We start from the raw sequence: 20,256 nt of genomic DNA, 5'->3' as shown, positions 1-20,256 counted from the left end.
ATTTCGTCATGTCTCTCATCGCAACTGGCTTGCTTGGATTCGCGTCGCCTTTATATGCGAAAAATTTTACATTTGATAACGAAACAAAAATTCATTTGCCTGCATACGAAAACAAGCGAGCCAATCCGGATGGTTCCGGTTCCGTATGCGTAGATGTTAATCGGCTGGAAACGATAGCTACCATATGTCTATACGACAAAACGTCCGACAAAATTTTCCAAGACAATGGATTCATTAAATACGGAGAACTTCCTTCGGAAGGTAAAAATCGAATTTCCTCATTGCCTGATGATGCTCTTGTATATGTAGAAGGGAGCTACGGTGGTTTCTATGAAACAAGAAAGGAAGAAATTGGAGATTTTATCGTTTATGAGGCTGACAACACGCTCTGCGATATTTCTGACACTGCAGAAAAGCGTCCCGCGATTTGTTACGAAGCAGCATTGATTTCATCTAAGAAATCCAATACACCTCCGGTAATTTTCGTCTCTGCCATCATTGAGAAGCCACCCGCTCCGGGCGGGAGGCTTAGTGAAAAGGCAATGGGTAAGGTGAGGGTGATTAATGAGATCATTAAATCCATAAAAATCGATAAATAACCATGGATGCGAATTTCGAGGCGGCTTGTGAGAAAAATTGCACTTCACTTGGTTTTGGTTATTTTCCATGGTGGTGCGAAGGCCGGAATAGAAACGTCTTGCGATGGAAAAGTTATGTGGCGAAAATCAGCGGCCCCAAGAAATGGCTGTTTTGAGGGGTGGGAGGCACGTTGGGGCGATGAAAATCGATCACTCTATCGATGGCGGAGTATTTAGTCTCGACGATTACGTGTTGATTATATTTGGGCTTCCGTTTGCGATGGATCGTCGATTTCCTAAGTTTTATACCCTTCTATATATTTGATTGGGAGGGGTGTTCGTGCTGTAGGGGAGGGATTTATGGGGGGCGGAGTATATGATGCCGAATTTAGTGACGATCGAAAATTTATCGTTATTAATATTCGATTTGGAGTTGGGGTGATGGATGTCGAGAAAGAGAGGACACATTCGTTTGATGTGACGTATGTTCCAGGATTTGAAATGCAAAAATGTGAGAAAAATTAATTTGCTTGGGTAGGTAGGTGGGTGGTTGGGAGGTGGTGCCGAATGCAGGCTACAAGCCGGTAATGTGAGGAATCATGAGGCGATTCATTTTGCGGGGGGTGAGTATTTTGTGCTTTATGGTCTTTGTGTGTTCGGCGAGTGGCAAGGAACCGGAGAGGGTCTTGAGGGATGATTGTCATTTGTCGTTTGCGATCCCCAATGGCCTTGAGTATGTCGACGTTGGGCACACCATCGCATTAGGGAAAGATGAGTGCTACATACCGTTTCTATATACGGGGAAGCTTCGGCTTAAACGAACTGGGCCTATGCCGCACATGCCCGACGACTGGCGCGCTTTGACAGATTTTGCCCTGACTGTCGAGGCGATTCCGGTGGGGGATCGTCTGGCGCAAGTTGAGTCGGTAGACGGAGCGGCTCAAAACGGCCTATTTAGGGCGGTCTCGAAGGAACATGTTCAGTTGTCAGGTGGTGACCTCTATATCATAAGCTACTCGGCAATAAAACCGACGGGAGCCATTGTTGAATATCAAAAGCAACAATGGGTTTTCATTGCTGGTAATGGTGCACGTTCGACTGTTTTTCGTTTGTACTACGGAGACCGGACGTTGAAGGTCGGTAGGGAGAGGGCGCGCGCTTTCAATTATCTATTCTCATCATTTCGATTTTTTTGACATCTCGTGCGAGTCGAAAGTGAGTGCAAGTTTTTTTGAGTGGATATTGAAGATGTTTCAGCTTAGAACGTAGATTTTATGAATCGGCTTGTTAATGGTGGTGAAAGTGGATGCGGCGAGAGGCAGCCGTACTCAGTATTTAGAACGCGCGTCTTGGGCGATGGAGTTGATGTTGATGGGGTGGTGTTAGCTAATCCGCCTCGCCTCAAAAAGCGGTGTTGGTAAACATGCTTAAGCCGGAGTGATCAATGAAGATTATCAGGACTTTGCTGGCTGTAGTGATGTTCTCGACATCATTTTTCGCGTGGGCTGATGATGTTTTAAGGACCTTTGCTCCATCTCCGGGGATCATGGCCGTAGTGAGAATTGAGGGGCAAAATTTGTTTTGGAGCTTATCTGGAAAGAGCGGGGTTAAGCAGGGGGAAATATTTATCGATTCAGAAAAGCCACTTAGTATAAAAATCGGTAATTATGATTTTAGCGGGCGGCTCGGCTTTTGGGTGTCGCATGCGGACGATGGAATGGGGACGTATGAAGTCGATAGGGTTTTCACGTCTTCCCCATCGTCTAATGAGTTTGTGGAGAGGTTTCCTTCATGCGGGGATGAATTTGCTAACCTTAGGATGGGTGAAAAGAGGCGTTATTTGGTTAGCACTTATTGGAGTAGAAATGTTCCTAAAAGGTGTATTACTAGGTTGTCGGTTGAGAGGTGATAAATGGCTTAATTTAGCGGCAATGAGAATAATGGATCGTCAATAAAAAAGATGAAAACTCGAGATAAATTATAAATAACGTGTGCTTTTGAGGGGCGGTGCGTACTTATCGATTGGGAATTTTTAGGGTTGATTTTTTTGAGGGTTGGCTATTATGGGTGGTCGACACGGATTTGTATTCGGTGTCTCACTGGTGTTATTTTGTCTGTTCTCAGTGCATCGAGTCTATGCGGCCGATGTTCCAGCCACTATTCAGGCGGAAATAAAGGCCCGTATTGGAGAAGTTCATAAATTGCAGCCGCCGATCATCGATGCGGCACCCGCAATGCAAGGGGTGTATATTTATTTTGTCGCGAATACATCTAGTTTTCGTGATTATGCTAAAGGTGATGGGACTTACGTGCTTGATGCGCATCTAATATTTTATGATAAGAGTCATATTTGGCGCGATGTATTATTCGATCGTTATGTGAAGGATGATGGGGTTCCTGAAATTTATACTGTGTTTTTTGCGAATGCAGATCATGATCGAAAGAGTAAGGAGGTCGTTGTTTTGGTGCGAACGCCACTGAATCATTACGACTACGGTGGGGAGTATTACGATGGCTATGTCTACAAGTTGACTGGCGATCCTCAAGCGGGAGCTGTCTTTGCCGGACTGCAAAGTGATGCCAGCGCACCTTTCTTGAACCAATGTGAATGTGGTTTCCGCGATGGGCGCTCAACGCATGCCCGTTATAAGGATGCTGAATCGATTCGAAAGGTACTAGAGAAAAAATATTCAAATTCGCTGCCGAAAAATAAATGATTGTTGTGAGGGGGGTAATTGCACAAATTATTGTCAGCGATGATTGAGTGGGTTTGATAAGAGAATTTAATATATTTGCGTGGTCAGGGAGGTTCTCCTTTGAAAGTAAAAATGTTCGTACTTATTGGTCTGCTGGCTGCCTCGGCTCAAGGTTGCTGCCGGACTACTAGTGTTGCGACCACAGTAAAATCTTTCGATTTGACCGTGCGAACTATGACTGGGGACGTTCACTGCTTAATCGACAAAGAACCAATAGACACTACGCTGAGTTCCGACGGTGAGGCGGTTATCGTGTCCGGTACTGACTACGTTCTTGTCAATGAATTAAATCATTGCAAGGCCGGCAGGCCGGTTCATGTGAGGCGCGCAGCCCCGCATGTGGGCTTCCTGTCGGACGTAAACGTCAAAGCGGGAATTTATGCATCAATGGTGCCGGTAGCTGTTTCTCCCTTGGGTTTTGTGGCGATTGTTGGGAGGATCGGTAGTGACAGGAGTTTGGTTGAAATTCCAGGATTCTATCGAACCACTGTAAGTAATTCCAAATTGGAAGAGGAGGCATCTTCAGATATGAATCCTGTTATATCACTTGATGGAAAGTATATATCGTTGGATCGACATCAATGTGGGATAGACGCAAAATTTGAAATCATTGAAATACGAGCGGGAAGATTGGTCGAAATTGACAGCAAAACGTGCGAAAGATTATTCAATTTTCGAAGATGATTATTGATGCGCGTTGGCGGTTTTTGTGGTCAATGTATGGAAAAATTTCGTGCGCGACAAGAAATGATTGTTCTGCGAGGCGGACAATACGCCGGACGGACGGACAAAAGGCGCAACGAATATTGGGAGACAAGGCATGAAGAAGTTTATCCTAATTTTTTTGTTGACAATTTTACTGTCGAATGCGCGTGCGCAAGTTGTTACATCTTGTGACGGAAGATATTCAGCGCAGGCTACTGGTCAGGCCGAAATGCTCGTTAAGCGAGACGGGAAGGAAATAGGGGTAGTTAAAATTGATCACAGTATTGATGGGGGTGTTTTTTCTTTGGATGAAAAGAGCTTCGTTGTTTATGGGTTGCCAAACAAGATAGATCTTCGCAGTCCTCAAGCAACATTTCTTTCAATTTATATATTAAAACCTAAGTTGGGCATGATTTTAAAAAGAACATACGGCGGCGGGATATATGATGTTGCGATTGGTTCTGATCGGAGGTCGATGTTAATTTCTAGCCGTTTTGGATTTGATGTCATAGATATAAAAGATATGAAAATCAAGTCTTCTGATCCAGGGTCGGAGCCACAGTTTTCAATGCAGAAATGCAAAGATTAACAACTGATTTTGAGGCTGTTATGAAATCTCCCATCCGCAAAGCCGACAAACTCGAGCACGGCGGCGAAGTCGCCAGCGGCTCGCCCTGGACGACATTCATGGGCAGCCCGCTTGCTCGTAAAGGCGACGAGGCGATCTGCGAACTGCACGGCCGGACCGTCATTGACGAGGGCGCCGACAAGTTTCCCGATCGCGACCACAAGCCATTCGCGCTGGAAGGCCATCGCTGCGCATGTGGCTGTCGGTTGATCTCGTCGCTGCCGAACGTCCACTTCGAATAATGCCCGTCGACCTCTCTCAAGCGGGGCACCCGAGCGCTTATCCGCGCCGCCCACGGTTCTGGCCGTGGTGGTTCTGCATTTGGCTTGCCTGCGCGGTGTCCGGAGCGGCCGTTGTCCTGCTGATATGGCCGAAGGGTGAACGCGCGGGCAGCCCATGGTTCTGGTTCTGCGTCGCCGGTATCCCGAACGGTTTTTTCGGCTTTCTCTTTGCGATCGAGCGAGCGCGCTATGAGGCCGTGTGGTATCGCGCGTATCACCGCAACCTCCATCGCGACCGATGGCTGGCGGAGCGCATTCGTTTCGCGCAGCAGCCGCTACGGGTGCTTGGCATCGGCTACTGCTTGCCCTTGAACGATCAGACGCTTGCCCAGGTGATTCATGTTGGCGCGCGTCTGCCGCGACAGCAGCAGCCCCGTTTTGGCGCAGGTGTCGTCGAGCATTGCCGCTTTGATGATCCTCCGGAAACATTCGCTGAACCCGACGTGGCCGATCCGGCGGAGGAAAGCGGGGCCGATGCGGCTCCAACGCGACCTGTTACCGAGCTTGCACTCAAGATCGCCGAAGCGCTTGAACCGCTCACCCCGAGCCTGCACGCGCTCACGCAGTATGAATCGGCTTACTGGCCAAATGTGCGTGTGCTGGCCGAACCCGGCGAGGAAGCTTTGCGCGAACAGGAGGTGCGCGACGCGCTCCAATTGGCGGGCCTGCCATCGCTCACCGTGTTGGCCGTACCTGCTTCGCACGGGTTGCTGGTGGCCGACGCATGGCTCGACGCTCGCGAGGCATGCCCGCTGCTTGTGATTGCAACGGCATGGCACGAAGAACAGCCTCCGACTGGCAGCACGGAGGGATGTGTCGCGATACTGCTCGATGCCGGCTTCTACGCTCTACCGGAAGATGTGCCCGTGGTGGCAGCCCTGCATCGACCCGTCGAGGGCAAGGCCGACGAGATCGAGTACGGCTTCGCGAATGCGGTGATATGGGGCAGCGCGGATTTCGCTGCCGTGACGCGTGCGTGGGTCACGCGTGCCGTCAAGCGTTGCAATCAGGGGCTGCGTATCGCGAACCTGGATGCGCTTGCGAGTGGCGACGCCCAATGCGACCTCGCCTACATCGTGGGCGATTTCGGTAACGCCAGCGGCTGGCTGTCCGTCGCAGCCGCAAGCGAATGGGGTGCGGCGGGCACGCCGCAACTGATCGTCGATGGCGTGCAGTCCGCCATTGTTCACGTCCTTCCCGGTACGCATGGGAAGGAAACTTTGTTGCCTGAACACACTCAGCATGATCGATCCGAAACTGACCTTGCGACCGCTTGACTCGGCCCATACTGTCGAATCTGCGCCTTCTGGACGCGTCGCGCTCTGGGGCGTGATCGCTGCTGCGCTGATCGCCGCCGCGTGCGCGATTGGCCTCGTGTGGGGCCGCGGCGATCTGTTCGATCTCTCGCCCGGCATGGCGCGTATGCAGGTCGTGATCGTCATCGTCATCGCCCTGATTCTCTTCATCGCTATTCACCTCAGCTTGTTTTTCATCGGCGCGTATGCCGTCGCCGGACAGATGTTTCGCAAGGAGACCGGCGACACGACGAAGGCGCGGAAGCCGCTGAAACGCGATGCCCGTCTGCAACGTATGGTCGATGAGCTACGTGTCTCGCAAGGCTGGCGCTGGCGATACCGGTCACCATGGCTGCTGGTGAACGGGACGAACGTGTTGATCGACAAAGTCGCGCCCGGCCTCAAGCGCGCGGGTGCGATGTCCGTCGGCAACGCGATCCTCGTGCACGCCGAACCCGACGGTATCGAGGCGGGTGAGTGGCGCCGCCAAATCCGGATGCTGCGTCGTCGCCGGCCGGTCGATAGCGTGGTGCAGGTTACGGACGCGGATGAGCGCGATACCGAGCTGCCGCGTGTGCTTGCCGCGCTCGCGAACGATCTCGGCTGGGCCGCGCCCGTTATCTTCCTGCGTGCGGTGCCCGTGCGGGGAGGGAGCCCCGAGACGTTCGACGCGATTGGCGCATTTTCGCAACTGGCATACAACGGGGCACCCGCGGCGGTGGCCACCTTGCGCGATCAGCTTGCCGCTATCGAACGTGATACGGCGGACGCAGGCGTGCGGCTTTGTACGGAAGCCTCGCACATCACCTGTCTCGCCGAGATCTCGCGATACATCGGTAAACAGCACGAACACATCGTCGCGAGCTGGCAAGCGCTACTTGCTTCGCACTGTTTGCGAGCGCCGCTGGCGGGCGTGATGTTCGCACCCGTATTCGCAACGACGGTGACCATGCCGACGCCTGCCCCGGTCGCCGAGGGTGGGGACAGGGGCGCGGCGCCAAACGCTGCAACTGTTCCGAACGGAACGGTTGAGTTCGCGAGGCAACCCGCCGCGTTGTTGCCGACGTGGCTGGAAATTGCCAATCGACGAGGCAATGGTCGGCGCGTGGGGTTCTGCTGGTCGAACGCGCTGGCGATGTGTGTGACCCTTGCCACGATTGCATGGTGCGTATGGATGACCACGTCGTTCATTGGCAACCAGCAACTCATGCGCGAGGCGCAGGCGACGGCGAATGCTGCCATCGGCGCCCGGCCACAGACTGCAGTTGCCTGGCGCACGCAACTCGCGCTACAGCAGTTGATGGAAAAGCTTGAATACCGGCAGCAGCATGGCGCACCGTGGTACCTGCGCGCGGGCTTGTCGCGCAATGACGAAATCCTGAGCGGCCTCTGGCAACCATACCGAATCACGGCGACCCGTAACTTGCAGATACCCGTCGTGCAAACGATCGACGGGCTGCTGAAAGCCGCGGACCAGGCGCGCGCCGACAGCCTTCAATCGCAGGACATACGCAGCAGTACCTACAATGCGCTCAAGACTTACCTGATGCTTGGCGATCCGTCGCGAGCCGATCCGGCGTTTCTAAGGCGCCTGCTGGTCGCCTTGTGGCCGAGACCCGTCGAGATGTCGCTAGGCGAGCGCGACGATACCGGCCGGCGGCTCGCGGCGTTTTACGCCGATCACCTCAAAGCGCATCCCGAATGGCGGATCGCGATGGACGACGGTGTTGTGACCGCGACCCGGAACATGTTGATCACGCAAATGGGACTCGCATCGGCCGACGACACGGTGTACCAAAGTATTCTCGACGACGTTACGAACAAATACGCCGACGCGTCGCTCGAAACCCTGTTGAACGGTTCCGATGCCCACGGGATGTTCACGGCGTCGCAGACTGTACCGGGAATCTATACGCGCGCGGCATGGGACGGGATGATCGCTGCGGCGATCGACAAGGCATCCCGCGAACGCCGGGTGAGCGGTGACTGGGTGTTGACCGGTTCGCAGGCGCCGCAGCCGATTGGCAATACGCTCGCGCAGGGCATGGTCCAAGCCAAGCCGATCGTCGACGAGAAGCGCGCGGCCGAGGAACTGAAGCAGCGGCTGACGGCGCGTTATTTTGACGAGTACACGGCTGCGTGGCAGCGCATGCTCAACAGTATGAAATGGCAGCCGGCATCCAATCTCGGCGGTGCGGTGGCACAGCTTTCGCGGCTCGCGGATGCACAGACCTCGCCGTTGATCGCGCTGATGAAATCCGCGCAGTATCAGGCCCAGGCGGGCCGCCCGTCGCAGGCGCTGGTTGACACGCTGGTGCGCAAGGCGCAAGACCTGATCGGCACGGACGAGCAGGCAGGGGCGGCCGTCGTCAGCCCGCTCGACAAGCCGTTCGGTCCGCTGCTCATGCTGATGAGCGACACGGGCGCGTCGCCGGCCGCTGCAAACGCGAAGAGCGCTCTGCCGGCCGGTATCGCGCTGACCGGTGTGAGCCTGTCGCGCTACCTGACGGCAGTCACGACGATGCGGCTGAAGTTGCAGCAGATTTCCGGCAGTCCGGATGCGCAGGCGATGGCGCGTTCGCTCGCGCAGGCGGTGTTCCAGGGGAAGTTGTCGGAGCTGTCCCAAGCACGCGATGACGCGGCGCTGACGGCCGCAAGTCTGGGCGCGGCATGGGCGGGTTTTGGTGATGCGGTGTTTGCGCAGCCGCTCGAGGCCGCATGGCAGACGATCCTGCAACCGGCCGCAGCGAGCCTGAACGACGCATGGCGAGCCAGCGTTGCCGCGCCCTTCAACGCGGCGATGAGCGGCCGCTATCCGTTCTTCGATACGCAGGCCGATGCATCCTTCGCTGAGCTTGGCCGCTATGTGCGGCCCGACACCGGATTGATTTCGCGTTTCGTCACTACACAACTGGCCGGCGTGATGAAGCTGGAGGGCGATCACTGGGTGCCGAACGAGTTTGCGCCGCAGGCGCTGCAGTTCGACCCGAAATTCCTGAGCGCCGTCCGGCAGCTGTCGACTGTGGGCGCGCAGCTCTACTTGCAGGGCGACGCGGGACAGAAATTCGAAATGATGGCCCTGCCGACGCCGGAGGTAACACGCTCGGAACTGTCGATCGACGGCAAGCAGATCGTCTATTTCAATCAGCAGGAACGCTGGACGCCGCTGGCGTGGCCAGGCAATGGCCTGAACGGACACGCGGGGCTCACGTGGCAGACGCTCGACGCGGGCCTGCGGCAGGCGTTTGATTCGACCGGCGATTGGGCGTTCCTGCGTCTGCTGAGCAAGGCGGACGTCAAGCAGCTTGATAGCACGCGCTATCGGCTCACGTGGAACACCGGGAGCAGCGAGCCGCTTTCGTATGTGCTGCGCACACAGGTCGGCGCCGGGCCGATTGGCCTGCTGAAACTGCGCGGATTCCGAATGCCCGATCGCATTTTCATCGTCGGCAACGCCGGTGTCGTATCTACCATGCCGCTCCTGCCGCCGCTGCCACAGGATCTCCAGCCATGAGTGAAGGCAAAAACAAACCGGTGATGCCCGAAGGCGTCGGCTTCGGCGCGGAGGACGATCCGTACCTGCGCTACTTCGATGCCGAGATGCGCTACCTGCGCGAAGCGGCGCGGGAATTTGCGAAGGAACAGCCGCAAGGTGCCCGCCGTGTGGGAATGACGATGATGCCCGGCGCACTCCACGACAGTGTCGAGCAGACTTACGAGGGCTTCGCTTTCCTCACGAGCCGGCTGCGCATGAAGCTCGACGACGTCTATTCGGAAATCACCGATCCGCTGATCGACCACCTTTGGCCGCATGCGGGTCGCACGATTCCGTCGCTGGCGATCCTTGCGTGCATGCCCCGCACCGGCGAGGCGCGGATTCTCGATACGTTGCCGCCGGGGCTACAGGTTCATTCGACACCGGTCGGCCAGGACGGGACGATATGCGTTTATCGGACCACTCAGGCGGTAACCCTGTTGCCGCTCGGCGTGCGCGAGGCGGGTGCGCGTATGCGCGAGGACGGTCGCACGGTGATTCGGCTCGCGTTCGACCTGCTGCACCGCGAGCAGCGGTTGCTGGATGACCTGTCGCGTATCCGGCTTTACCTGCATGGCGACCGGCCGACCGCATCCGCGCTGTACGCAGTGTTCACGCGCCAGGTCGAGTCGATCGGCGTGCGCATGCCGCGCCTGCTCGACGGCCAGCTACAGCCGCGTCCGGCGATGCGGTTCGAGGCGGCTGGCTTTGGCGCACAGGAGCGACTGTGGCCCGTCGATCACGACGCACGCGACGCCGCTCTCGATCGCGAGCAGACTATGCTCGAATATTTCGCGTTCCCTGAGAAGTTCCACTTCGTCGACTTGTGCGGTTTCGACGCGGCGAGTGTGCCACCGGGCGAAACGCGTCTTGAATTCGAAATCGTGATCCGGGATCGGATACCCGGTGACGCCACGTTCGGCGCGGACAATATCCGGTTGTTCTGCACGCCGGTGATCAACCTGTTCGAACTGGACGCGCAGGCAATCCGGCCCAACGGACACGATCGCGACTATCCGGTGCTCCCTCCCCGGTCGGCGGGCGAGCACGTCGAGCCCTACGATGCGCTGTCGGTCGTGGCGACCGATCCGCGCACCGCCAATCAATACGCGTATCGGTCGATCAAGGAATTCCGTCACCGCGGCGGGATGATGCGGCACGAATCGCCGGATCGCTACTACCACGCGTCGATTCGGCAAGGCGTGACCGGCCAGCGCGAGATGGTCGTGACGTTGGGCGGGCATCCATGGGATGAGCCGGGCAGCTTGCCGGACGCGCACGTGACGGTCCGGGTATTGGCAAACAATGGCCGATTGCCGCGCATGGCCCTGCGTGAATCGACGATTGCCACGCGTGCTTCGACCTTTAACGGTGTCGAGCGCGTATGCAACCTGACGGCCCCGACGATGCCGCTGTATCCGCCGCGCGGACGCGACTATGACTGGCGGGTGATTTCTCACTTCAACGCGGCAGGCACAACCGAGCTGAACATGATGGACGCGAACGTGCTGCGCGGCGCGCTGTCGTTGTACGACTGGACGCGACAGGACGATAACCGGCGACGTATCGAGGCGATCCATTACGTGTGGCTCGACGAGGAAACGGAACGGTTCGGTATGCGCGTCGATCGCATCGTGAATGTGAACGTAGGTATCGAGCCGTCGGGTTTCGCCGGGCCGGGCGACGTCGCGCTATTCGGCGACGTACTCAGCCGTTTCGTAGGCCGCTACGCGTGTTGCCACTTTGCAGTGCGACTCGTTCTGTACGAAGGCGTCGGGGGGCCGATTCGGCGCTATCCGTGCGTGAGCAAGAAGGGAGACTGGTTGTGATACCGAGAAACCATCGGAGGATGCGAAGCATTCGACTGGTAGCGGTCGGTGCGCTGATGGTCGCGGCGATGTCCGGCTGCGGCATGTGGCAGTCGGTGATGGATACGGCGGTCGATACGACGCGCGCGGTATTCGTCGCGAAGGTCAAGCAGATGAATCTGGTGATCGAAAGTCGTTCCGCGCTCAACGAAAATGAGCAGGGTCAATCATTACCGGTTGTGGTGCGCGTTTACCAGCTGAAAGACGCGAAGGTCTTCGAAGAAGCGCGTTACGCCCAGTTGCTCGATGACGATAGAGCGTTACTGAGGGCCGATCTGCTCGGCAGTATGGAAACCACGCTCGGGCCTGGCGCCACGGTGAAGCTGTCGGCGCCCATGGCGGATGATGCGCAAGTTGTCGGTGTCGCGGGATTCTTCCGTAACCAAGCCGGTGCCGAATGGCAACTGCTGATCCCGAAATCGCAATGGAAGAAATCCGATCCCGTCAAGCTGGTCGTGACGGGCAATCGGATGGAGCTGGTTCCATGAACGGGGTGCGGTTTCGGGAGCTTGATCGTCGGCGACGGAATCCCTGATGGTGAGAGTTAACTCGGCCATGTCTGGCGCACAACGGGCTCTTCTTCCATTGAAAAGCGCTCCGGACCGGCCGCTGACCATCCCTGACAGTGTGCGGCCGGCGCTCCGCTAGAATGCCGGATTGCCGCCGCTTGACGCAGGCGGCGCTTCGCGCGCTACACTGCGCCATGCCATCCCCGTTCAACTTTCCATCCTGCCGACGATGACGTCTCCTGTCCTGACCGGCCTGCGCATCGGCATCACGATCGGATTGCGTGCCCCCGACGAAAGCCTGTGGATCAACGGCATCAAGCAGAACGCGCTGTTCCTCGCGAAGCTGCTGATGGCGTCGCCGCACGGCTACCGCGTGACGCTGGTCAACACGACCGACGTGCCGCTGACCGACGCCTTGCCGTGGGATCGCGGCGTGTACGACACGCGCGCGTTCGCCGACATGAAGGACGCGCTCGACGTGGTGATCGAGCTTGGCGGGCAAATCGACGGCGAGCAGACGGCCTACCTGAAAGCGCGCGGCGTGAAGCTCGTCAGCTATTGCTGCGGCGTCGAGTACATCAACGCGATGGAGTCGATGCTGTTCGGCCGCCGGCTGTGGGATTCGCTGTTCATCAACCGCGGCTACGACGAGGTATGGGCAATTCCGCAGATTGCGCCGTCGTCGCTGCCGTTCCTGCAGTCGCTGCGCCGCTGCCCGGGGCGCGTCGTGCCGTTCGTGTGGGATCCGATGTTCCTGGCCGAACGCGCGCAGTCGCTGCCCGAGCACGGCGAATACCGGCCGCGCAGCGAGCCCGGCAAGCGGCTCACGGTGATGGAGCCGAACCACAACGTCGTGAAGTTCTGCGTGTATCCGATGCTGATCATCGACGAAGCGTATCGCCGCGACCCGGACGCGATCTGCTTCACGCACGTGACGAACGCCGATCGCCTCGCGCACGACAGCCCGGAGTTCGTGATGCTGATGAACTATCTCGACATCGTGCGCGCGGGCAAGGCGAGCTTCGTCGGGCGTTTCGATACGCCGCTGTTCCTGGCCGACCTGACCGATATCGTCGTGTCGCACCAGTGGTCGAACCCGCTCAACTATTTCTATTTCGACGTGTGCTGGCAGGGCTATCCGCTCGTGCACAACGCGAGTCTCGCGCCCGATCTCGGCTACTACTATCCGGACAACGACGTGCAGCAAGGCGCCGATGCGCTGCTGCGCGCGCTGCATACGCACGACGACGACTGGCAGGCGTACACGCGGCGCCAGCGCGAGATCCTCGGCCGTTACACGTCGTCGAATCCGGCGCTCGTCGCCGAGTACGACGCGCTGCTCGCGAACCCGATCGGCGCAACGGCTGCCTGAAGCCGATGTTTCGCGGACAGGTTCGTTGCGGCCCGCGCGCCGTCTGCCGCCGCCGGGTTTGTCCCGCCCTCATGTCTGACGAAATCATGCCGTTAAAAAAGAAACCGCCGAACGCGATCGGTTCGACGGTTTTCGAAGGCACGAAATTGACGGCTCCGAGGGAAGTCCGTCAAAAACAAGTTTATAGGTTAACAAGTTGGAAAGATTGTTAAACATGTTTCAATCCATAATCTTCATATAATTGAGGTTGGTATTATTGATTAAATGAAGATTGATTCCGCATGGAATTTTAATAATATCGTTTGAAACGTGAAAATTGAATGCCGCGATGATCGAATGGCGGGCGGAAACGGGTTTCTCGCGGGGCGGGTCGTGTATGGGGAACGGTGTTTCACCGCGGCCTGTCGCGCGTGATCGGTACCTCACGGCACGGTATTGGTCAGATCAATTGACGGTGCCCTGATTCTCGAGACGGGGAATTCGCGAAGAGACGATTCAGATAAAACTGTTTCGACGAAAAAGATAAACGACTCAAGCTTCGGGTTCTTTTGATTCGGGTTGTGTAACCTGTCGCACTGTCGGCGTTGCGCGTGCGTGATGTATTTCAGGTAACCGAATATCGCAAAAAATATCGAATTTGACGGCGCCGCAGCGAACAGTCCGCTCCCCGGAAAAATCGACATGACAGGATGGGCCGGGTAGGGCGGCGGAGCGCGTCGAGGTCGGCTCGTTCCGCTGATGTGTTGAGGTCGAGCCGCGATCGGCGGCTCGCCATTTGCCGGAGCGCCGGATGAATGCGGTCGAAGCTCGCCAGGAGGCGAATCGGAAAGCGAATCGCGACGAAATCGACCGCGTGTTCGGCGCGCGCGACGATCATCCCGACCTCGCGTCGGTACGCAGTTTCGTCGAAAGCCGGCTCGGATTCGCGCGCGAGCCCGTGTGCCGCGCCGACTTGTCGGGCGGCGTGCTGTACCAGGAATGCCTGGCGCGGCTGCGATGGGGCGAGCGCGACGCGCTGCCGCCGCTCGCCTTCCTGCCGCGCCTCGAAGCGCTCGGGCTGATGCGCTGGTTCGACCGGTTGGTGGTCGGCCGGATGATCGACGCGCTGCGCGCCGACCCCGGTGCCGTGTACGGGTGCAACATCGCGGCGGCCAGTGCGGTCGTGGATGACGGGTGGCTCGCGATCTTCAGGCGGCTCGAGTGCGAGCCGTCGGTGGCGGCGCGGCTGGTGGTCGAAATCACGGAGACGGGGCCGCTGAACCCTGTCGCGGGCCGGTCGTTCGTGGACCGCCTCCGGCGCGCCGGGTGCCGGATCGCGATCGACGATTTCGGTGTCGGTTTCAGTGCATTGAACAATCTGGTGGTCGGCAATCCCGACATCGTGAAGCTCGACCGCTCGATTCTGTCGATGATCAAGCGCAACGCGATCGGGCGATACCGGTTTCGCCGGTTGATCGCGTTTGCGCATGAAGGTGCGCGGCACGTCGTCGTCGAGGGCGTGGAAAGCGAGATGGATCGGCAGATCATCGTGGATGCCGGCGTCGCGTGGGCGCAGGGCATCCGCTTTTCGTGGCGGTCGCCGGCCGCCGCGTGATCGCGGGAACGGGCAGGGCGGCGCGCGGGATGCGCGTCGGGGGCTGGACGAATCGCAAAAAGGGGCGTGGTGATGGCGGAGACGAAAGCCGGAGGCGGAACGGGCACGCAGGCGACCGATGTGCGCGGCCTGATCGCCCTCGCCGAACTGGCCGACATGCTGGGGCAACTGGGCGCCGAGTCGCCCGATGCCCCGATCGATGTCGCGCCCTATCTCGACGGCCTGACGACCGTCGCGCGCCGCATTCAGCGGATGAACCCGCTCGACGCGGGCGGCCGCGAGCTGGCGGCGCGGCACTATTACGCGGGCGTCATTGCCGGCGCGTGCGGTGACGAGTCGGCGATCGCGCGCGGCGTATGCGACAGCCTCGTCAGGCAATCGGGCCGCGCGGGCCGGTCGGCAGCCCGTTGTTTCGCGGTGCTCGCGCGCATCGGGCGGCGGCACGGCCGCGCGTTCGCCGCGCAAAGCGGCGATCGGGTACGCGTGTGACGCGACGGGCGCGTGCGATCGCAATCAGCCGAGCGGGCGATCGGCGAACAGGTGCTGGATCTGCGTGGAATAGGCGCGCACGTTGTGCTCGGCGAGCGCGTCGACGTGGTGCAGGCAGCGCCGGGCGGCCGCCGCGTAGTCGATGAGCCGTGCGTCGTGCGTCTGCGCGGCGGTCGCGATCGCGCGCGCCGCATCGAAGATCTCGAAGTCCGGATAGTAGTAGCCGACGTCGCGCAGGAACGGCGAGTTGTGCACGAGCGGGTAGTTGCCGTACAGCGCGTCGTACAGCAGGTAGTTCAGGCCGTTTTCCCAGTGGTGCGACACGACGATGTCGGTGTGATGCGCGGCCCACGCGACGAACGGTGCGCGCACGTCGGCGGTGGCCTTGCCGTCGCGCACCATCTCGAGCCCGAGCGCGAGATGCTTGAAGGCGACGTTCTCCTTCTTGTCGAACGTGTTGGTCATGTACACGTGCTCGACGAGCTCCGGATGGTCGACGTAGCACGCGTTCGCGGCGAGCATCGGCACGATCGCGCTCTTCACGACATTCAGGTTCGGCTCGAAGAACGCGATGCGCTTGGCCGGGCCGTGGTTGCGATAGCCGAAGCGCGCCTTTAGTTCAGGATCGGCGTCGAGGCTGCGTTCGATGAAGTACGGCGACCAGATATGCGGCAGCTCGATCACCGGCGCGCGGTACACGGCCTGGAAATACGCGGCGCACGTATGCATGTGCTGCAGATTGGTCCAGATCTCGTCGAACTGCACGCGGTGCGGGTTCGGTCGCCAGTCGTTCTTCTCGAAGTTGATCGTCTCGACCGCGATCACGTAGTCGTTGCCGAAGCGGTACGACACGCACTTGCCGCCGCGCCGGCGCACGACGTCGGTGTGCGACGGGTCGACGAACGCGTTCATCTCGATCAGCAGGTCGGTCTCGTGAACGACGGCCGACAGCGGCCGCAGCGCGTCGCCGAACGCGTCCATCATCAGCGCCTGCGGATACTCGGCGATGCCGTCGTCGTGCGCGAGCCAGACTTCGCCGATCAGCGGCGACTGCTTCAGCAGCATGTACAGGTACACGCAGTGCTGGTTCGCGCCGTTGTACCAGATCGACTGCGTCGCGTCGCGCTGCACGTTCATCGTTATCGCGACATTGAGTTTCATCGGATCGGCTCCGTGGGGCGGGGACGGGTCACGCGTCGCGATAGAGCGTGGCGATCGCGTCCGTATAGGCCGCGACGTTCTCGGGGTTGTAGATGCTGACCGAGTCGAGCACGTGCCTCGACTGCTCGCGGTACGCGTCGAGATTCGCGTCGTGCTCGGCGAACGCCTGCAGCAGCGCGCGGCCGCCCGCCTGACAATCGAAGTCCGGATAGAAATACCCGGCCTTGCCGAGGAACGGCGAGTTGTGGATCAGCGGATAGTCGCCGTACAGCAGCTCGTAATACAGGTAGTTCTGCGCGTTCTCCCACGTGTGCGACACCACCGCATCGCCGTATGCGGCCATGAACTCGTACACCGCGTAGCGGCTTTCGAACGTCGTGATGCCGTGGTTCACGATGTCGAGGCTCTTCGCGAAGTGCACGAAAGTCGGATGTTCCTTCAGGTGGATCGTGTTGCACACGCGCACGAATTCGAGGAACGCCGGCTTCGCGCGGTAGGCTTCCTCGGTCACGAGCATCGGGATGATGCTCGTCTTCACCATGCAGATGTTCGGCTCGAACATCGTCACGCGCCACCGGGGCTTGCCGGGCTGATAGCCGAACGACAAACCGGCGCCGAGCGTCGCGCGCGCCTTGTCGAACAGCATCGGATGCCAGATGTGCGGGACGATCGTGACCGGTGCGCGCAAGCCCGTCTGGTAATAGTGCAGACACGAGCGCTCGAATTCGGGAATCGTCCACACCGCGTCGTACGGCGCGCCCGAGAACAGGAAGCCCGACGGCTTGTCGAACATCGCGCGTTCGATGTCGATCACGTAGTCGTTGCCGACCCGCATCGTGACGACCTTGCCGCCGCGCTCGCGGAACGCGCGCAGGTAGTCCGCGCCGAATTGCGCGCTCATCTCGATCAACACGTCGCAGCGCTCGAGCGCTTCGTCCATCGACAGCAGCGGCACGTTCCACTCGCCGAGCATCATCTGCGGATCGGCGACCTGTTCGCCGCCGTTGACCATCACGGCATCCGCGACGAGCGGCGACTGGCGCAGCAGCAGGATCAGCAGCAGGCAGTTCTGGAAAATGCCGTTTTCCCATAGCGACTGGCCGGCGCCGCGTACGAACAGCGACACGCCGACGACGAGGCGCTTGCCCTCGCCGGGCGCTTGACGGGCATTGGAGTCCGACATGCGTATGCTCCGGTTCAGGCGACCAGACGCGAGACGAACGCGTCGAGGTTCGCGGGGTTGTCGATCGAGACCGACTGCAGCAGCCGGCCGGCCTTCGCGCGGTAGTCGTCGAGGCGTTCGTCGTGATGCAGCCACGCTTCGAGCAGCGCGCGGCCGCCGGCGGCCGAATCGAAGTCCGGGTAGTAATAGCCGGCGTCGCCGATCAGCGTCGAGTTGTGGATCAGCGGATAGCCGCCGTACAGCACGTCGTAATACAGATAGTTCTGTCCGTTTTCCCAATGGTGCGACACGACCGCATCCGCGTGGCGCGCCATGAAGCCCGGCAGGTCGAGCCGCGGTTCGAACGTCGCCTTGTGCTGGCGCACGAGATCGAGGCTGTTCGCGAAGTGCAGGAAGGTGGGATGTTCCTTCATGTGCATCGAATTGACGACGAACATGTGTTGCACCGCATCAGGCCGCGTGCGGTAGAACGCGTCGCACGCGAGCATCGGGTAGTGACAGGACTTCGCGACCGAGATGTTCGGCTCGAGCGTCGCGAGCCTCCACGGCCGCTGGCCGGGCCGATAGCCGAACGTCGCGCCTTCGTCGGCGAGCGTGGCCACGCGGCGCTCGAGGAAGTACGGCGACCAGATGTGCGGCATCAGGTGAACGGGGGCGCGCAGGATCGTTCGCAGCATCGGCGCGGCGGTCTTGTCGTATTGCGGCAGCAGCCATACTTCGTCGAACGGCGCGCCGTTGAACACGTGCCCCGACGGTTTTCCGAAGATCGGCGTCTCGCACAGGCCCGCATACACGTGCCCGCAGAAGAACGCGGCGATCTTCTTGCCGAGCGCCTTCATGTGCCGCAGCCATTCGACCGGCAACTGCGCGCCCATTTCGATCACGACGTCGAGTTCGTGCGTGACGTCGGCGGGTTTCACGAGCGGGATGTCGAGGCCGTCGAGCTCGAGCCCGGCCGGCAGTGCAGTGGCGTCGCCGCCGTTCAGAAAATAGACGGGGCCGACGCGATCCGAGCGCTTGAGCATCATCGCGAGGAACGCGATGTTCTGGTGGATGCCGTTTTCCCAGATCGCCTGGCCGTCGCGCGCAAACAGCGAGATGCCGACCGCCGGCCGTTGGTTGCGGGTGCCGCCCGCGGCGGCTTCATTGATGTCCGTCACCGGTTGGTTTCCTCTGCGGCGTCGTGCGTCCGGGCATCGCGTCGAGCGTCTGGCCGGCAGCGGCGCGCCGTGGATCGTCATGATTCGATTTGCGCCGGTGGCGCCGCGGTGTGCGAATCGGGCGACGAGATTCGCGAAGGCGGCAGCCGGATGCCGGCGTGTCGCCGGGCACGCCCGGCACGGCGCGCGTCGGGCAGGCTGCCCCGGCGACTGTCTGCGGCGATTGTGGCATGGAAACCGCCGTTTTTGGCAGGGCGTGACGAACTTTGACATAGCCGATGGCCAACGGGGACGGGCGCCGGCGAAGCGGCGCCCGGTGGTCCGGCGGAATTCCGGCGCGGCGGGTGCGGCCCGCCGGATAGCGCGGCCGCGTGGGCGGCCGCAGGCGGCTCAGTGCTGCAGCCGGATTTCGACGCGGCGGTTGCTGGCGCGGCCTTCCGGCGTCGCGTTGGAGGCGACCGGATCGGCCTTGCCGCGACCCGACACCGTCATCGAATCGGTCTTCAGCCCATGCGCCATCAAATAGGCGGCGACCGATTCGGCGCGGCGCTTCGACAGTGCGAGGTTATAGTCGTCGCTGCCCACCGAATCGGTGAAGCCGGTGACCGTCACTTGGGAGTACGTGCGGTCGGCGCGCTCGCTCAGCAGCCGGTCCAGCGATTCGCGCGCGGTCGGTGCGAGCGTCGCGTGGTCGGTCGCGAACAGCGCGTCGCCCGACAGGTTCACGCGCTCGACGACGGCGGCAGCGGGTGCGGGTGTGGCGGCCGAGGCCGCTTCGACCTGTGCGACGCCGCAATGGAAGACCAGCGTGGCCGGATCGGATTGGTCGCGCAGCGCGCGGGCCGAATCGACGGCGCGCACGGGCTCGTCGCCGCAGATCTTGCGGGCGGCCTTCATGCAGGTCTGCGGGCCCGACAGCAGGCCGTGGCAGTCCACCTGGAAGGTGCGCACGCCGTCGCGCGGCTGCAGTTCGGAGGCGCTGAAGGTCGGACCGGATGCGGTCGAGCATGCGGCGAGGGCCGTTGTGGAAAGCGCGAGCGCAAGAGCGAGTTTGTTCACGGTTACATCCTCAATGCTTGGGTTGACTGAAGCCCGCCACGGGTTGCGCGGCGGGCTCGTCTGGCCGTCGGGGCCGCCGCGGG

The 20,256-nt window shown here is 59.9% G+C and carries 18 protein-coding genes; 14 read left to right on the top strand and 4 right to left on the bottom strand.

The window, feature by feature from the left end; all coding sequences use genetic code 11:
• Positions 1–8: 8 nt before the first annotated feature.
• From LGN10_RS01340 to LGN10_RS01275, 14 genes are all read left to right on the top strand, one after another.
• Positions 9–599 (top strand): hypothetical protein, encoded by a 591-nt coding sequence (locus tag LGN10_RS01340; RefSeq protein WP_124658449.1) that lies wholly within the window; start codon positions 9–11, stop codon positions 597–599.
• Positions 600–1,408: 809 nt separating this feature from the next.
• The gene (locus LGN10_RS01335; RefSeq protein WP_124658450.1) at positions 1,409–1,774 is read left to right on the top strand and encodes a hypothetical protein; all 366 of its coding nucleotides are present in this window, start codon (positions 1,409–1,411) and stop codon (positions 1,772–1,774) included.
• Positions 1,775–2,022: 248 nt separating this feature from the next.
• The gene (locus tag LGN10_RS01330; RefSeq protein WP_226221330.1) at positions 2,023–2,487 is read left to right on the top strand and encodes a hypothetical protein; all 465 of its coding nucleotides are present in this window, start codon (positions 2,023–2,025) and stop codon (positions 2,485–2,487) included.
• Between the two features lie 154 nt (positions 2,488–2,641).
• Positions 2,642–3,295 carry a hypothetical protein gene (locus tag LGN10_RS01325; protein ID WP_226221329.1) on the top strand — a complete coding sequence of 218 codons (654 nt, stop codon included), beginning with the start codon at positions 2,642–2,644 and terminating at the stop codon, positions 3,293–3,295.
• Positions 3,296–3,406: 111 nt separating this feature from the next.
• On the top strand, positions 3,407–4,018 hold the full coding sequence (locus tag LGN10_RS01320) for a hypothetical protein (protein WP_124658453.1): 612 nt from the start codon (positions 3,407–3,409) through the stop codon (positions 4,016–4,018).
• Positions 4,019–4,154: 136 nt separating this feature from the next.
• Positions 4,155–4,628 (top strand): hypothetical protein, encoded by a 474-nt coding sequence (locus tag LGN10_RS01315; protein WP_124658454.1) that lies wholly within the window; start codon positions 4,155–4,157, stop codon positions 4,626–4,628.
• Positions 4,629–4,648: 20 nt separating this feature from the next.
• Positions 4,649–4,909, top strand: a complete 261-nt coding sequence (locus LGN10_RS01310; RefSeq protein WP_099317817.1) for a PAAR domain-containing protein — start codon at positions 4,649–4,651, stop codon at positions 4,907–4,909.
• Positions 4,861–6,225 (top strand): hypothetical protein, encoded by a 1,365-nt coding sequence (locus LGN10_RS01305; protein ID WP_226221328.1) that lies wholly within the window; start codon positions 4,861–4,863, stop codon positions 6,223–6,225. The genes LGN10_RS01310 and LGN10_RS01305 overlap by 49 nt, the downstream gene beginning before the upstream one ends.
• Entirely contained in the window at positions 6,191–9,757 is a 3,567-nt protein-coding gene (locus LGN10_RS01300; RefSeq protein ID WP_226221327.1) for an ImcF-related family protein, read from the top strand. The genes LGN10_RS01305 and LGN10_RS01300 overlap by 35 nt, the downstream gene beginning before the upstream one ends.
• Positions 9,754–11,607 carry a type VI secretion system baseplate subunit TssF gene (tssF, locus tag LGN10_RS01295; RefSeq protein ID WP_226221325.1) on the top strand — a complete coding sequence of 618 codons (1,854 nt, stop codon included), beginning with the start codon at positions 9,754–9,756 and terminating at the stop codon, positions 11,605–11,607. The genes LGN10_RS01300 and tssF overlap by 4 nt, the downstream gene beginning before the upstream one ends.
• Before the next feature lie 20 nt (positions 11,608–11,627).
• A complete protein-coding gene (gene tssJ / locus LGN10_RS01290; protein ID WP_226221322.1) occupies positions 11,628–12,134 on the top strand; it encodes a type VI secretion system lipoprotein TssJ in 507 nt (168 codons plus the stop codon).
• Positions 12,135–12,384: 250 nt separating this feature from the next.
• Positions 12,385–13,527 (top strand): DUF2827 domain-containing protein, encoded by a 1,143-nt coding sequence (locus tag LGN10_RS01285; RefSeq protein ID WP_226221320.1) that lies wholly within the window; start codon positions 12,385–12,387, stop codon positions 13,525–13,527.
• 790 nt (positions 13,528–14,317) lie between these two features.
• Positions 14,318–15,121, top strand: coding sequence for an EAL domain-containing protein (locus tag LGN10_RS01280; protein WP_124658460.1), 804 nt, complete (start codon positions 14,318–14,320; stop codon positions 15,119–15,121).
• A 72-nt stretch (positions 15,122–15,193) separates the two neighbouring features.
• Entirely contained in the window at positions 15,194–15,610 is a 417-nt protein-coding gene (locus tag LGN10_RS01275) for a hypothetical protein (RefSeq protein WP_059575451.1), read from the top strand.
• 24 nt (positions 15,611–15,634) lie between these two features.
• On the opposite strand, the gene LGN10_RS01270 is transcribed toward LGN10_RS01275, so the two are convergent.
• From LGN10_RS01270 to LGN10_RS01255, 4 genes are all read right to left on the bottom strand, one after another.
• Positions 15,635–16,771, bottom strand: a complete 1,137-nt coding sequence (locus LGN10_RS01270) for a DUF2827 family protein (protein ID WP_226221318.1) — start codon at positions 16,769–16,771, stop codon at positions 15,635–15,637.
• Between the two features lie 28 nt (positions 16,772–16,799).
• On the bottom strand, positions 16,800–17,954 hold the full coding sequence (locus LGN10_RS01265) for a DUF2827 domain-containing protein (RefSeq protein ID WP_226221316.1): 1,155 nt from the start codon (positions 17,952–17,954) through the stop codon (positions 16,800–16,802).
• Between the two features lie 14 nt (positions 17,955–17,968).
• Positions 17,969–19,114, bottom strand: coding sequence for a DUF2827 domain-containing protein (locus LGN10_RS01260; RefSeq protein ID WP_226221315.1), 1,146 nt, complete (start codon positions 19,112–19,114; stop codon positions 17,969–17,971).
• 390 nt (positions 19,115–19,504) lie between these two features.
• Complete coding sequence (locus tag LGN10_RS01255; RefSeq protein WP_226221313.1) at positions 19,505–20,173, bottom strand: OmpA family protein; 669 nt, start codon at positions 20,171–20,173, stop codon at positions 19,505–19,507.
• Positions 20,174–20,256 lie beyond the last annotated feature (83 nt).

This window comes from Burkholderia sp. AU32262, assembly GCF_020419985.1.
Lineage (GTDB): Bacteria > Pseudomonadota > Gammaproteobacteria > Burkholderiales > Burkholderiaceae > Burkholderia > Burkholderia semiarida.
Note: the sequence above shows the minus strand (reverse complement) of the source record. Positions and strands in the feature narration are given on the sequence as shown.

Excerpts from the sequence above, each read along its gene's own strand:
- tssJ (WP_226221322.1), top strand. The coding sequence starts at position 11,628 with ATGCGAAGCATTCGACTGGTAGCGGTCGGTGCGCTGATGGTCGCGGCG.
- LGN10_RS01340 (WP_124658449.1), top strand. The coding sequence starts at position 9 with ATGTCTCTCATCGCAACTGGCTTGCTTGGATTCGCGTCGCCTTTATAT.
- LGN10_RS01320 (WP_124658453.1), top strand. The coding sequence starts at position 3,407 with ATGTTCGTACTTATTGGTCTGCTGGCTGCCTCGGCTCAAGGTTGCTGC.
- LGN10_RS01305 (WP_226221328.1), top strand. The coding sequence starts at position 4,861 with ATGTGGCTGTCGGTTGATCTCGTCGCTGCCGAACGTCCACTTCGAATA.
- LGN10_RS01300 (WP_226221327.1), top strand. The coding sequence starts at position 6,191 with ATGATCGATCCGAAACTGACCTTGCGACCGCTTGACTCGGCCCATACT.
- tssF (WP_226221325.1), top strand. The coding sequence starts at position 9,754 with ATGAGTGAAGGCAAAAACAAACCGGTGATGCCCGAAGGCGTCGGCTTC.
- LGN10_RS01325 (WP_226221329.1), top strand. The coding sequence starts at position 2,642 with ATGGGTGGTCGACACGGATTTGTATTCGGTGTCTCACTGGTGTTATTT.
- LGN10_RS01270 (WP_226221318.1), bottom strand. The coding sequence starts at position 16,771 with ATGAAACTCAATGTCGCGATAACGATGAACGTGCAGCGCGACGCGACG.
- LGN10_RS01310 (WP_099317817.1), top strand. The coding sequence starts at position 4,649 with ATGAAATCTCCCATCCGCAAAGCCGACAAACTCGAGCACGGCGGCGAA.
- LGN10_RS01330 (WP_226221330.1), top strand. The coding sequence starts at position 2,023 with ATGAAGATTATCAGGACTTTGCTGGCTGTAGTGATGTTCTCGACATCA.
- LGN10_RS01280 (WP_124658460.1), top strand. The coding sequence starts at position 14,318 with ATGAATGCGGTCGAAGCTCGCCAGGAGGCGAATCGGAAAGCGAATCGC.
- LGN10_RS01275 (WP_059575451.1), top strand. The coding sequence starts at position 15,194 with ATGGCGGAGACGAAAGCCGGAGGCGGAACGGGCACGCAGGCGACCGAT.
- LGN10_RS01265 (WP_226221316.1), bottom strand. The coding sequence starts at position 17,954 with ATGTCGGACTCCAATGCCCGTCAAGCGCCCGGCGAGGGCAAGCGCCTC.
- LGN10_RS01315 (WP_124658454.1), top strand. The coding sequence starts at position 4,155 with ATGAAGAAGTTTATCCTAATTTTTTTGTTGACAATTTTACTGTCGAAT.
- LGN10_RS01335 (WP_124658450.1), top strand. The coding sequence starts at position 1,409 with ATGCCGCACATGCCCGACGACTGGCGCGCTTTGACAGATTTTGCCCTG.
- LGN10_RS01285 (WP_226221320.1), top strand. The coding sequence starts at position 12,385 with ATGACGTCTCCTGTCCTGACCGGCCTGCGCATCGGCATCACGATCGGA.